Genomic DNA, 13,995 nt, shown 5'->3' with positions numbered 1-13,995 from the left:
AAACGGAAAGACCGGCGTTACACCAACGCCGGTCTTTTTTATTGGGCAGGCTGGCCGATCAGAGCCCCAGACGTTCCGCGCCGAAGCCCAGTTGCAGGGACTGCCCGCGCGACACGACCGCGCCGCCCTTCACCGCCGTGCAATTGCCCGATGCCGACATCAGCCGCAGCGTGTTGATGGACCGGTCACCGCCCAAGGTGATGCTATGCGCGGTGCCGACCCAGCGGCCCTGATTGTCCATCACCGGGTAGCCTTCGTAGAGCGAGGTGTTGCCCCCCTTGGCACAGCGATAAGGGCCGGACTGGATCGGCGGGACCATCCCGGTGGCGCGCCGGGTGACAAGCGTGGCGTCATTGCCGTTGCCATTCGTGCCGTCGGTCGCGCTGCCACCTGTGCCGCCGCCTGTGCTTCCGCCACCGGTCGCACCGCCGCCCCCTGCGGTGTCAGTGCCGCCCCCGGAGCCGCTCCCGCCGCCTGATCCCGCGCCCCCGCCGGAACTGCCGCAATGCCCAACGCAGGCGTCCGCGCTGATTCCACCATTGCCGGACCCGCCAAGCACATCGGCATCCACGTCGGCTACGTTGCCACCCCCGAGGACATCCGCCCCAACCGACGTATTGCCCACATTCGCGTCGACGCTGGCAAGCGATCCGCCGCCGATGCTGACGCTGGCACCAAGGTCGAGCGCCGTCACAGGAGCGGCTGCGCAGATCGCGGAAACCGACAGCGCGGCGAGACCCCGGCGGGATGCTGCCTGACGCATGGTGATAAAGCTGGAATAAGTCATCAATCGTATCCTCAAAGTTGTTTCGGGCATGCAATGCGCTGAGAGACAGCACATTGCCCGGTCACCCCGGACAACCAGAAGATTAGGCCGTTACGGACTCAAAACAGGACCGTTCCTTTATTTATAATGCCTTACCACCCATAGATCGTTTGCATAAATGCAATATGCCGCAAAAATGCCATCTTAAGTTGTTTTATTAACGCTAGGTTAATGTCATTCCCAGGCTACACGCATAGATTGTTTCTACTTAGTAGATACACCGTTTCTAACGACGTTCCCGGCCTTCGGTCACCGCGTCGCAGCCTTCGCCCTGATGCCTGTAACGTCGCGTGCGCATTTGGACCCGTGCTGAGTTTCCCCCTTGCAGGTCAGCGCTTCTGACATATTATCCAGTTATGCCCGCACCTCATCCTCTTCCATCCCCCGATAGCGTTCAGCACACTCCGCTGGAGGACCTGCAGGGCCTGTCGATTGGCGTGCTGATCTGCTCCATCGGGATCACGTTTCTGGCGCATCTGGGGTTTCTGACCGGACAGACGGCGGGGATCGCGCTGATCATTTCCTATCTCAGCGGATGGTCGTTCGGCGTGGTGTTCTTTCTCGTGAACCTGCCGTTCTACCTGTTCTCATGGCAGCGGCTGGGGCGCGAATTCACTTTGAAATCCGCCGCTTGCGTGACCGCGCTGTCCATCACCACGGACCTGCTGCCGCAGGGGCTGGGGATTGCGCATCTCAATCCGGTGCTGGGCGTCGTGATGTTTGGTGTGCTGACCGGACTGGGGCTTCTGGCGGTGTTCCGGCATAAGGGATCTCTTGGCGGGCTTGGGGTTGTGGCGCTGATGGTGCAGGACCGCACGGGGTTTCGCGCGGGCTATGTGCAGACCATCGTCGACGTCCTGATTTTCGGCGTGGCGCTGTTTCTGTTCCCCACCCGCGTGGTGCTGTTTTCGCTGCTGGGCGCGGTGGTTCTGAACACGGTCATCGCGTTCAATCATCGGCGGGACAGGTATATCGCCAATTGACGCGCCCCGCGATTTGACGGCAAAGACCGCCCCATGCCGAAGACTTACCTCATCCTGCTGCTGGCCATCATCGCTGAAACGGTGGCCACCACGGCGCTGCAATCCTCGCGCCAGTTCACCCGGTTGGTGCCGTCGGTGATCGTCGTGGTGGGCTATGCACTGGCCTTCTGGCTGCTGTCGCTGACGCTGAAAGTGCTGCCCGTGGGGGTGGTCTATGCCGTCTGGTCCGGGCTGGGCATCGTGCTGATCGCCGCGATCGGCTGGGCCGTGTTCGGCCAGCGTCTGGATTGGCCGGGCGTGGCCGGACTGGCGCTGATCATCGCCGGTATTCTTGTCCTGCATCTTTTTTCGGACAGTGCGCGCCACTGAGGCAGATGGCCGCCGCGCGCCCGCGATCTGCCGCCCCCGCCCCCTTGCGCCGCAGGGTATTGCCGCCCATCTGGGGGCAGGACCGCTTTGAGGCTGGTGTTTTCTGCGCCTGCACTGTATGGGCGCGGCGACCCCCGATTAAGGACAGACCATGGACCTTCGCAATATCGCGATCATCGCTCACGTTGACCACGGCAAAACGACGCTGGTCGACGAGCTGCTGAAGCAATCCGGCACCTATCGTGAAAATCAGGCCGTGACCGAGCGCGCCATGGACAGCAACGATCTGGAACGCGAACGCGGCATCACCATCCTTGCCAAGGCGACTTCGGTCGAATGGCAGGGCGCACGCATCAATATCGTCGACACCCCCGGCCACGCCGATTTCGGCGGTGAGGTCGAACGCATCCTGTCGATGGTCGACGGCGTGGTTCTGCTGGTGGACGCCGCCGAAGGCCCGATGCCGCAGACCAAATTCGTGACATCCAAGGCGCTGGCCCTTGGCCTGCGTCCGATCGTCGTGCTCAACAAGGTCGACAAACCCGATGCCGAGCCGGACCGCGCGCTCGACGAGGTGTTCGACCTGTTCGCTTCGCTCGGGGCCGACGATCAGCAGCTGGATTTCCCGCATCTTTACGCTTCTGGCCGCGCTGGCTGGGCCGACGAAGAACTGGACGGCCCGCGCAAGGATCTGTCGGCGCTGTTCGATCTGGTGCTGCGTCACGTCGATGCGCCCAAGCAGGCCGCCGCCAAGGATGAACCCTTCCGTATGCTGGCGACAACGCTTGGCTCCGACCCGTTCATCGGGCGTCTGCTGACCGGTCGTGTCGAAAGCGGCACGCTGAAGGCGGGTGAGACGCTGAAGGCGCTGTCGCGCAAGGGCGATCTGATCGAAAACTTCCGCGTCACGAAAATCCTCGCCTTCCGCGGTCTGGGTCAGCAACCCATCGACGAGGCGGTCGCTGGCGATATCGTCAGCCTTGCGGGCATGAGCAAAGCCACCGTGGCCGACAGCCTTGTCGCAACGTCGGTGACCGAGGCCCTGCCCGCCCAGCCCATCGACCCGCCGACCATCTCCGTCACCTTTGGCATCAATGACAGCCCGCTGGCAGGCCGTGACGGCAAGAAGGTGCAGTCCCGCGTGATCCGCGAGCGCCTGATGAAGGAAGCCGAATCCAACGTCGCAATCCGCGTCACCGACACGCCGGGCGGCGAGGCCTTTGAGGTTGCAGGCCGGGGCGAATTGCAGATGGGCGTTCTGATCGAGAACATGCGCCGCGAGGGGTTCGAGCTGTCGATCTCCCGCCCGCAGGTTCTGTTCTCCGAAAAGGACGGTCAGCGGCTGGAGCCCATCGAAGAAGTCACCATCGACGTCGATGACGAATATTCCGGCACCGTGATCGAGAAGCTCACCGGCGTCCGCAAAGGTGATCTGGTCGAGATGAAGCCCGCGGGCGCAGGCAAGACCCGCATCATCGCCCATGTCCCGTCACGCGGTCTGATCGGCTATCATGGCGAATTCCTGACCGACACGCGCGGCACCGGCGTTCTGAACCGCGTGTTTCAGGAATGGTCCCCGCACCGCGGCCCGATCCCCGGTCGGCGCGCGGGTGTGCTGATCTCGATGGAAAACGGCACCTCGGTGGCCTATGCGCTCTTCAACCTCGAAGATCGCGGCAAGATGTTCATCGGCGCGCAGGAGCCGGTCTACACGGGCATGATCATCGGCGAGCACAGCCGCGACAACGATCTGGAAGTGAACCCGCTGAAGGGCAAGAAGCTCACCAACGTGCGCGCCTCCGGCACGGACGAAGCCGTGCGCCTGACGACCCCGGTGCGGCTCTCGCTCGAAGAGGCCATCGCCTATATCGACGACGACGAACTGGTCGAAGTGACCCCGGCAGCCGTGCGCCTGCGCAAACGCTTCCTCGACCCGCATGAGCGCAAGCGCCAAAGCCGCGCTGCGTCGTAAGGCGGGCTCCGGTGTGAGATGAGGGGCGGTCCTGCGGGGCCGCCCTTTTTCGTTTCGGGATAGTGGCAGGCTGCGCGGGGCCTTGGTAATTCGAGGTCGGAAATACACGAACTCCCGTCCCGAAAGAGGGCTAGGTCATAAACGCAGGCGCAACGTAAGCCTGCCCGTGGGATGGCGCTGGAAGGGATGGGCGGTGGGCTTTATGCCAGCCAAACACCTCCCCGCTCAGAGGTTTGCGTGAGGTGATAAAGCGCCAGCCCGCAGGGACGGGCAGGCGCTCGCTCTCGCGGCCTTCGGCCTTGTCCGAGAGCGGGTGCAAAGAGTTCGGATGTTGCGCGGGATCATCATTCCAAGCACACCGCAAGCCTGCCCGGGGGATGGCGCCGGGACGATCGAACGGTGCGCTTTATGCCAGCCAAACACCTCCCCGCTCAGAGGTCAGCGCGAGGCGGCAAAGCGCCAGCCCGGGGGACGGGCAGGCGCTCGCTCTCGCGGCTTCGCCTTGTTCGAGAGCGGGTGCAAAGAGTTCGGATGTTGCGCGGGGTCATCATTCTAAGCACACTGCAAGCCTGCCCGGGGGATGGCGCCGGGACGATTGAACGGTGCGCTTTATGCCAGCCAAATCCCTCCCCCAACCGAGGTCAGCGTGAGATGGCAAAGTGCCAGCCCGCGGGGACGGGCAGGCGCTCGCCCGCGCGCTTTGCTTGTTCGCGGGCGGATGCGCCAAGTTCAGAGGTCGCGGGACGCTCTCATTCTGGTCCCCCAATCGCCGGCGCGCAGATCAGCGCCTCACCCCAGCAGCCGCGCATGTTCTTGCAGGGCGAAGCGGTCGGTCATCCCGGCAATGTAATCCGCGACGATCCGTGCCAGCCCGGTGGCTCCGCGGGCGCGGCCGATATCGGTTTGCCATTCAAGGGGCAGATGCTCCGGCGCGCGCATGTAGAGCGGGAACAGATCCTCGATCACGCGGGTGACCTCGGCGCGTTTGGCCATGACCGAGGGGGCGCGATACATGCGCGAGAACAGGAAGCTGCGGATCTGGTCCAGATCCCGGCGCACCGGCTCGGAGAACGCCACCACCGGACGCCCCAGATGCCGGATCGCGTCGGCACTGTCCGGGCGCGCCGCCTCCAGCACCGCGCGGGAGCTGTCGATGACATCGCCTACCAGAACGCCGAACACCCGGCGGAGCGCCTCATGCCCGGCCCGCGCGCGGTCCAGCCCCGGCCACAGAGCATCTACTTGCGCGAATGCCTCCCCAACGATGGGCAGCTTGCGAATATCGGCTTCGGTAAACAGACCGGCGCGCAGACCGTCATGCAGATCGTGATTGTTGTAGGCGATGTCATCGGCCAGCGCGGCCACCTGCGCCTCGGCGCTGGCATGGGTGTGCAATTCCAGATCGTGACGCGCGGTATAGGCGGCCAGCGCATGGGGCAGATCGCCGGTCACCGGGCCATTATGCTTGGCAATCCCTTCGAGACAGTCCCATGTCAGGTTCAGCCCGTCGAATTCCGCGTAATGCCGCTCCAGCGCCGTGACGATCCGGATCGCCTGCGCGTTGTGATCGAACCCGCCATGGGGCGCCATCAACGCATGCAGAGCGTCCTCGCCGGTATGACCAAAGGGCGTGTGCCCCAGATCATGCGCCAGCGCCACTGCCTCGGTTAGTTCCTGATTAAGCCCCAGCGCGCCCGCGATCGTCCGGGCGACCTGCGCCACCTCGATCGAATGGGTCAGCCGGGTGCGGAAATAGTCACCCTCATGTTCGACGAACACCTGCGTCTTATGCTTCAGCCGACGAAAGGCCGAGGCGTGAATGATCCGGTCCCGGTCCCGTTGAAAGCAACTGCGAAAGGCGCTTTCTTCCTCCGCGATCAGGCGTCCGCGGCTGTGCAGCGGGTCGCTGGCATAGGGGGCCCATTGCACCTGCCCGCGGGTCGTCCACGTCGCTGCAGCCGCGGGCTGGGTCGTCACTTGGGGTCGGGGGGTCATCGCCACCTCATCTCGATAGGGTCCGCAGCGGTCGGGAGAGGCCCGGGCACCGCAGGCTTGCGTCGCGGCGACCTTGTCGCGTCGCCTTTGCGCCCATATATTCGGGATCAGAGGGAAATGCGACGTGCAAACCGCCTTGTTTCAACCGAAATTCAGGCGATGCGCCGCATCTTTCGACCCTGCGGTGGTGACGTTTGACCGGATGGCCTGCACCCCGCGACCGCCCCGAGATCTGATACAAAGGCCGCGCCAATGGATTTCAACCTGCCTCCGAAAGTTACCGACCGGGCCTTTGCGCGTCTGGCCGAGATCGACGCCGCGCCGCAGGCCCTGCGCATCGCGGTGGAGGGTGGCGGCTGTTCGGGCTTTCAATACGAGATCAAGCTCGACGCCCCCGCCGACGACGATCTGGTGATCGAAAATGCGGGCCAGAAGGTCGTCGTCGATGCGACCTCGCTGCCGTTCCTGTCAAATGCGGTGATCGACTTTACCGAAGAACTGATCGGCGCGCGTTTCGTGATCGAGAACCCGAATGCCACAAGCTCCTGCGGCTGCGGCACGTCCTTCGCAATGTAAGGAGGCGCCCGGCGGGACTGGGTTCGGCTGTGATGCTCTGCTTCTGGAGTCTCTTCATCCCTGGCGCACCATGAGCCTGTCCGGGGGGTGGTGCTGCCACGCGTGAGCGGGTGGGCTTTACGGCAGCCAAATCCCTTTCCAGCTTAGAGGTCAGCCTGAGATGACAAAGCGGCAGCCCGCGCGGCCTCCGCCCCTGTTCGCGGGCGGCAGCGCGCAATTCGACCCATCCGGGCGCTTCCACCGCGCTTTATGGCCGACCGGAGGGTCAGACGTGTTCCCCCACATCCCCCTGTTGCTCCGCCTTCGCTGATCGGGCAATACCGGCGCGAAACCGACCCGACAGCCGGAGTGCGCCCCATGAAGATCGCCAGCTTCAACATCAACGGCATCAAGGCCCGGCATCCCGCGCTCTGTGACTGGCTCGATGAGGCACAGCCGGATGTCGCGCTGTTGCAGGAGATCAAATCCGTGGACGAGGGCTTCCCACGGGAGCTGTTCGAGGATCGCGGCTATAACGTCGAAACCCACGGGCAGAAGGGCTTCAACGGGGTGGCGATCCTGTCGAAGCTGCCGCTGGAGGATGTGACGCGAGGCCTGCCGGGGGACGACACCGACGAACAGGCCCGCTGGATCGAGGCCACGGTGGTGGGCGATCGCGCGGTGCGGGTCTGCGGGCTTTACCTGCCCAATGGCAACCCGGCACCCGGACCCAAATATGATTACAAGCTCGCATGGATGGCGCGGATGAAGACCCGCGCGGCGGAATTGCTCACCAGCGAGGAGCCTGTCGTGCTGGCGGGCGATTACAACGTGATCCCGCAACCCGAGGACGCGGCCCGCCCCGAAGCATGGACCGAGGACGCGCTGTTTTTGCCGCAGACCCGCGCCGCGTTCCGCGAAATCCTGTCACTGGGCTACACCGAGGCGTTCCGCGCCCGAACCCGTGGTCCCGGCCATTACACGTTCTGGGATTATCAGGCGGGGGCGTGGAACCGGAACCACGGAATTCGCATCGATCACCTGCTGCTGAGCCCGCAGGCCGCCGATCTGCTGACCGATTGCCAGATCGACAAAGACGTTCGCGGGCGCGAGAAACCTTCGGACCATGTGCCGATCTGGGTTGATCTGGACGCCTGAACGCCCCCCGCCACACTCACGACCCTCCCATCTGAAAGACATAAGTCATGGCCACCGGAACGCTTACCATCGACCTCGACGCGCTTGCGCATAACTGGCGCGCGCTGGACCGGATGTCGGGGCCGGATACGGAAACCGGCGCGGTGGTGAAAGCCGACGGCTACGGGCTGGGCGCCGAGACGGTGGCGCGGGTGCTGGCCAAGGCCGGCGCACGCCGTTTCTTTGTGGCCGTTGCCGAGGAAGGCGCGGCGATCCGGGCCGCCTTGGGCCGCGCGCCGGAAATCTACGTCTTTGGCGGGCACATGCCGGGCGATACCGAGATGATCCATGATCTCGACCTGATCCCGCTGCTGAACTCGATCGAGCAGATGACCCGTCATTTCGAGGCGCTGCCTGACGGTCCCTTCGGCGTGCAACTCGACACCAACATGAACCGGCTTGGGCTGGAACTGGCGGAATGGGCCGCCGTGGGCGAGATTGCGTTGTCGAAACAACCGCGCCTGCTGATGAGCCACCTTGCCTCTGCCGACGATCCCGATAGCGACCAGTCCGCGCGGCAGCTGGAGACCTTCCGCCACATGACCGACGGCACCGGCGTGGCGCGGTCGCTCTCCGCAACGGGCGGCACGCTTTTGGGCCGCGACTACCATTTCGAACTGACCCGGCCCGGCGTCGGGCTTTATGGCGGGTTGCCCTTCGAGGATGCCCGCCCCGTGGCCCGTGTCACCCTGCCGGTGATCCAGACACGCACCGTCGAGGCGGGCGAGCAGGTCGGCTACAACGCCACATGGACCGCGCCGCGTGATAGCCTGATCGCCACCGTGTCAGGCGGTTATGCCGATGGCATCCACCGCGCGATGAGCAATCGCGGGGCGCTTTACGCCGGCGACCGCGCCTGTCCGATCGTGGGCCGGGTGTCGATGGATCTGATCACCGTCGATGTCACCGATCTGCCGGAGGTGCCCGACGCGCTGGACCTGCTGAGCCTGCAACAGACCGTCGATCAGCTTGCAGCGCATTGGGGCACCACCGGCTATGAGGTGCTGACCTCGCTCGGCGCCCGGTATCAGCGGCGCACCGTGGGCACCGGCCCGGTCTAAGCCCCCCGCCCGCCTGCGCGGATCACGGCACCCATGGGCGCGCGCCCTGTTGCGCCCGTGCGGTGATCAGCCGTCCCTGCCCGTCTACGGCCAGCGCCCCGGTCGCCCGCCGTGCGGGCGGGTCAAGCAAGCGGCAGGGTCCGGCGGGCGGTGGCGTGATCTCGACACTGGTGACAAGCAGGCCGGGGCCGCAGCGCCCGCCCAGCCGCGCGGCCTGACCCCGCCCCGACATTACCCGCACCGGCAGCCCCGCCACCACCGCGCGACGATCCTCGGGCGGGCCGGTCCAGCCTGCCCGCGCGGCCGCCTGCGCCTGCGCCGTCGGATCACCATCGTTTTCAAGCCAGATCCCGGCGGCGAAGCTGCTGCCGCGCGCTTTGGTCAGCGCCCGCCCCTCTGCCGTCAGAATCCCGGCCAGCGCGCCATCGTCGGCAATCAGCAGAAGCGGGCGCTCGGACTGGGTCCATAGCAGCGCGGCAAGCGCGATGCCCGCCACACCGCCCCAGCGCCCGTGCCCCTGCCATAGCATTAAAAACAAGGCCGACAGGCTCAGAACCGGCATCACCCACGGGCCGGGCGCGGCCACGGTGCTGACCGCGCCGTCCAGCCCGGACACCTGCTGCGCCACCCATAATATCCAGCGCAGGCCCCAAGCCATCGGCGCCAAACCGATTTCGGCCAGCCCAAGGGGCGCCAGCACGGCGGCCAGCACGCCCGCAGGCATCACCAAAGCCCCCATCACCGGCACCGAAGCGAGATTGGCGATCAGGCCGTAATCCGCGACCCGGTTGAACTGCGCTGCCGCAAAAGGCGCGGTCGCGAGCCCGGCCACCAGCGACGACAGGATCGTGCCCGCAATCCAACCGGTGCCGCGCGGCCAGCGGCGTGGCGGGGCAAGCCCTGCGATGCTGCGGGCCCGCGCCTGTGCCTCGCGCCGGTGACGCACCCCTTCGAACACGGCGACCAGCGCGGTGGTCGCGGCAAAGGACATCTGAAACCCCGGCCCCATCAATTCCTCGGGCCGGCGCAATAGCACGAGGATCGCCGCCAGCGCCACGGCCCGCAGGCTGATCGCGCGCCGCTCCAGCAGCACCGCGCTCAGCATCACCGCCACCATCACAAACGCCCGCTCGGTCGACACCGATCCGCCGGACAACAGCAGATAGCCCGCCCCGGCACCAAGCGCCCCGGCGGCGGCGATCTTCTTGGCCGGGGCGCGCAGCGCCAGCCACGGCCAGAGCGCGATGAGAAACCGCAATGCCGTAAACACCGTTCCTGTCAGCAGCCCCATATGCAGGCCGGAAATCGCCAGCAAATGGGAGGTGTTGGCCGCGCGCAGGGTTTCGGTGACGGTGCCGTTGATCGCCGATCTGTCGCCGGTCAGGATCGCTGCCGCGACCGCGCCGGGCTGTCCTGCCACGCGGTCGCGGATCGCCTGCGCCAACGCCATGCGCCAGACGAACAGCCGCAGTGTCAGATCGTCGGGGTTCGCGGGGGCAAGCAACAGGGCCGGGGTGCGCGTGTAGCCCACCGCGCCCAGCCGATCAAACCACGCGTGACGCTGAAAATCGAAGCCGCCGGGCTCGACCGGGCCATTGGGCGGTCCCAGATGCGCGGTCATCGCGATCCGCTGCCCCGGCGCCGGGGTCAGCCAGCGCTGATCCCCATGCAGCGAGACCCGGACCCGCTCGGGCCGCCGCGCGGGGCTGACCCGATCCAGCCGCACCCGGTCCAGTGTCAGCCGCACCGCGTCAGAGGCCGATCTGTCGATGGCCACGATGCGCCCTTCGACCGGCCCATAGTAACGAAACCCCAGCACCGGCGCGCTGACCTGATGGCTGCGCCACCCGCCTAGCGCCACGCCCACCGCCACCAGCACCAGCGCCCAGACCAGCGGTGCTGCGGCCTCCCCCGCATGAGAGGCCAGCGCCGCCGCGCAGGCAGCGGCCAGCGCCAGAACCAGCCAATGCACCGCCGAAGGCTCCGCCGGCAGGGAAAAATAGACACCAATCCCAACGCCCAGACACACCGGCACCCACAACAGCAGATGCCCCCGCTGCGCTAACAGCGCGTGGGTCAGCCCCGGCATCAGGGCAAGTCTTGTTCTCTCCGATCCAAGGGCATACACGATCTGCAAGCTATCAAATTCGAAGTTACCCAGAGGTTAATGACCCCAATGCCGAACGGTCCGGTCGTCACCCGTATCGCCCCGTCCCCCACCGGATACATGCATATCGGCACGGCGCGCACCGCGCTGTTCAACTGGCTTTATGCCCGTGGCCGGGGCGGGAAATTCCTATTGCGGATCGAGGATACCGATCGCGAACGCTCCACGCCCGAGGCGACCGCCGCGATCGAGACCGGCATGCGCTGGCTCGGGCTGGATTGGGACGGCGAGGCGGTGAGCCAAGCCGCGCAGGCCGAGCGTCACGCCGAAGTGGCCCGCGCGCTGCTGGAGAGCGGTCACGCCTATAAATGCTTTGCCACGCAGGAAGAGATCGCCGCGTTTCGCGAAGCCGCCCGCGCCGAGGGCCGCTCGACGCTCTATCGTTCGCCTTGGCGCGACGCAGAGCCCGCCAGCCATCCCGATGCGCCCTATGCGATCCGCATCAAGGCGCCGCTCGACGGGCAGACGGTGATCGCCGATGAGGTGCAGGGCGATGTGACCATTCGCAACGACCAGCTCGATGACATGATCCTGCTGCGGTCAGATGGCACGCCGACCTATATGCTTGCGGTGGTGGTCGACGATCACGACATGGGCGTCACCCATGTGATCCGGGGCGATGACCACCTCAACAACGCCGCGCGGCAGATGCTGGTCTATCACGGCATGGGCTGGGACGTTCCGGTCTGGGCCCATATTCCGCTGATCCTTGGCCCCGATGGCAAAAAGCTGAGCAAGCGTCACGGCGCGACCGGCGTCGAGGAATATCAGAAGATGGGCTACCCCGCAGCGGGTATGCGCAACTACCTGACCCGGCTGGGCTGGTCGCATGGCGATGACGAAGTGTTCAGCGACGCCCAAGCGCGCGAGTGGTTCGATCTGGACGGCATCACCAAGTCCGCCGCCCGGCTCGACTTCAAGAAACTGGACCATATCTGCGGCCAGCAAATCGCGATGGCCGAGGATGCTGCGCTGTTGCAAGAAATCGAGGCATTTCTTGCAGTGACCGGCCAGCCCGCGCTGACCGAGCCGCAAAGAGAGGGCATGTTGTCAGGTATGTACTGCCTGAAGGAACGCGCGAAGAACCTACCGGAACTCCTTGATAAAGCGCATTTTGTTCTGACTTCTCGCCCCATTGAGCCGGATGAGAAAGCTGCGAAAGCGCTGGCATCGGTATCCGATGGTATACTGGCAGAATTGACGCCGCAGCTGCAAAATGCTAGCTGGACGCGGGACGAATTGGAGAGCGCAGTAGCGCAGGTGGCAGAGGCGCACGGGCAGAAGCTCGGCAAGCTCGCCGGACCGCTCCGGGCCGTTCTGTCGGGCCGGGCCGTGTCGCCCAGCATATTCGACATGATGTTGGTTCTTGGCCGGGACGAAACCCTCGCCCGGCTGAATGATGCCGCGACCCGCGCCGCGGTGCAGGCGCCTTCGTGACGGTTGTTGAAACCGGCGCGGGGCCGCGCGGAAAGAGTTGATCCGCCCTCCCGACGGGGGAGGCGCGATGGAGAAAGGGAACGATATGGCCGACACTACCAAGACAGCGAAGCTCAGCTTCGGGGACAAGACCCTCGAGCTGCCCATGATGTCCCCTACCGCAGGCCCGGACGTGATCGACATTCGCAAGCTTTACGCGCAAGGCGATGTCTTTACCTACGATCCGGGTTTCACCTCGACCGCATCCTGCGAATCGACCATCACCTTCATCGATGGTGACAAGGGCGAGCTGCTGCATCGCGGCTACCCGATCGATCAGCTGGCCGAGAAATCGCATTTCCTCGAAGTCTGCTACCTGCTGCTTTACGGTGAATTGCCCACCGCCGCGCAGCTGGAGGATTTCGAAAGCCGTGTGACCAATCACACGATGATCCACGAGCAGATGCACAACTTCTTCCGTGGCTTCCGCCGCGATGCGCATCCGATGGCGACGATGGTGGGCGTGGTTGGCGCGATGTCGGCCTTCTACCACGACAGCACCGATATTGCCGATCCGTGGCAGCGCGAGGTGGCCTCTATCCGCCTGATCGCCAAGATGCCGACCATTGCTGCGATGGCCTATAAATATTCCATCGGTCAGCCGTTCGTCTATCCGCGCAACGATCTCGACTATGCGTCGAACTTCCTGCGCATGTGTTTCTCGGTTCCCGCCGAGGAATACCATGTCGATCCGGTGCTGAGCCGTGCAATGGACCGCATCTTTACGCTGCATGCCGATCACGAGCAGAACGCCTCGACCTCGACCGTGCGTCTGGCGTCGTCCTCGGGCGCGAACCCGTTCGCCTGCATCGCGGCTGGCATTGCCTGTCTCTGGGGTCCGGCTCATGGCGGCGCCAACCAGGCCTGCCTTGAGATGCTGCGCGAAATCGGCACCGTCGACCGCATCCCCGAATACATCGCCCGCGCGAAGGACAAGGACGATCCCTTCCGCCTCATGGGCTTTGGCCACCGGGTCTATAAGAACTTCGACCCGCGCGCGAAGGTCATGAAGAAATCCGCCGACGAGGTGCTGGATCTTCTGGGGATCGAAAATAACCCCACGCTTCAGGTCGCCAAGGAGCTGGAGAAGGTCGCCACCGAGGACGAGTATTTTATCGAGAAGAAGCTCTACCCGAACGTGGACTTCTATTCCGGCATCATCCTCGATGCGATGGGCTTCCCCACCTCGATGTTCACGCCGATTTTCGCGCTGTCGCGCACCGTCGGCTGGATTTCCCAGTGGAAAGAAATGCTCACCGATCCCACCCAGCGTATCGGTCGCCCGCGCCAGCTTTACACCGGCGCGCCCTACCGCGACTATGTCGAGGTCGAAGACCGCTGAGCGCGGATCTTCACCAGCCAGAAACAGAAACGGCCGCCCCCAGGGGCGGCCG

The 13,995-nt window shown here is 65.0% G+C and carries 11 protein-coding genes; 8 read left to right on the top strand and 3 right to left on the bottom strand.

Features of this window, described 5'->3' with window-relative positions; all coding sequences use genetic code 11:
* Positions 1-58: 58 nt before the first annotated feature.
* Entirely contained in the window at positions 59-787 is a 729-nt protein-coding gene (locus CBW24_RS18505) for a hypothetical protein (protein WP_198405242.1), read from the bottom strand.
* 395 nt (positions 788-1,182) lie between these two features.
* Between CBW24_RS18505 and CBW24_RS07425 the strand changes: the two genes are divergently transcribed.
* The 3 genes from CBW24_RS07425 (at position 1,183) to typA (ending at position 4,150) form a co-directional block, all read left to right on the top strand.
* Positions 1,183-1,809, top strand: coding sequence for a YitT family protein (locus CBW24_RS07425; RefSeq protein ID WP_088663946.1), 627 nt, complete (start codon positions 1,183-1,185; stop codon positions 1,807-1,809).
* A gap of 33 nt (positions 1,810-1,842) precedes the next feature.
* Positions 1,843-2,178, top strand: coding sequence for a DMT family transporter (locus tag CBW24_RS07420; RefSeq protein WP_097373172.1), 336 nt, complete (start codon positions 1,843-1,845; stop codon positions 2,176-2,178).
* A gap of 151 nt (positions 2,179-2,329) precedes the next feature.
* A complete protein-coding gene (gene typA / locus CBW24_RS07415; RefSeq protein WP_088663944.1) occupies positions 2,330-4,150 on the top strand; it encodes a translational GTPase TypA in 1,821 nt (606 codons plus the stop codon).
* 789 nt (positions 4,151-4,939) lie between these two features.
* Here typA and CBW24_RS07410 read toward each other — a convergent pair.
* Positions 4,940-6,079: a deoxyguanosinetriphosphate triphosphohydrolase gene (locus tag CBW24_RS07410; protein WP_088664083.1), complete on the bottom strand. Its 1,140-nt coding sequence runs from the start codon at positions 6,077-6,079 to the stop codon at positions 4,940-4,942.
* Between the two features lie 318 nt (positions 6,080-6,397).
* Between CBW24_RS07410 and CBW24_RS07405 the strand changes: the two genes are divergently transcribed.
* From CBW24_RS07405 to alr, 3 genes are all read left to right on the top strand, one after another.
* A complete protein-coding gene (locus CBW24_RS07405) occupies positions 6,398-6,721 on the top strand; it encodes a HesB/IscA family protein (RefSeq protein ID WP_088663943.1) in 324 nt (107 codons plus the stop codon).
* A gap of 357 nt (positions 6,722-7,078) precedes the next feature.
* Positions 7,079-7,858, top strand: coding sequence for an exodeoxyribonuclease III (xth, locus tag CBW24_RS07400; RefSeq protein WP_097373171.1), 780 nt, complete (start codon positions 7,079-7,081; stop codon positions 7,856-7,858).
* A gap of 47 nt (positions 7,859-7,905) precedes the next feature.
* Positions 7,906-8,958, top strand: coding sequence for an alanine racemase (alr, locus tag CBW24_RS07395; RefSeq protein WP_097373170.1), 1,053 nt, complete (start codon positions 7,906-7,908; stop codon positions 8,956-8,958).
* A gap of 22 nt (positions 8,959-8,980) precedes the next feature.
* Here the strand turns inward: alr and CBW24_RS07390 are convergent, their stop codons facing one another.
* Positions 8,981-11,047, bottom strand: a complete 2,067-nt coding sequence (locus CBW24_RS07390) for a ComEC/Rec2 family competence protein (protein ID WP_097373169.1) — start codon at positions 11,045-11,047, stop codon at positions 8,981-8,983.
* Positions 11,048-11,134: 87 nt separating this feature from the next.
* Here CBW24_RS07390 and gltX point away from each other — a divergent pair, with 87 nt between their 5' ends.
* A complete protein-coding gene (gltX, locus tag CBW24_RS07385) occupies positions 11,135-12,562 on the top strand; it encodes a glutamate--tRNA ligase (RefSeq protein ID WP_097373168.1) in 1,428 nt (475 codons plus the stop codon).
* An 85-nt stretch (positions 12,563-12,647) separates the two neighbouring features.
* The gene (locus CBW24_RS07380; protein WP_097374161.1) at positions 12,648-13,943 is read left to right on the top strand and encodes a citrate synthase; all 1,296 of its coding nucleotides are present in this window, start codon (positions 12,648-12,650) and stop codon (positions 13,941-13,943) included.
* The last annotated feature ends 52 nt before the right edge of the window (positions 13,944-13,995 follow it).

Source organism: Pacificitalea manganoxidans, assembly GCF_002504165.1.
Taxonomy (GTDB): Bacteria; Pseudomonadota; Alphaproteobacteria; order Rhodobacterales; family Rhodobacteraceae; genus Pacificitalea; species Pacificitalea manganoxidans.
The sequence above is the reverse complement of the archived record's forward strand: the minus strand, read 5'-3'. Positions and strand labels throughout refer to the sequence as shown.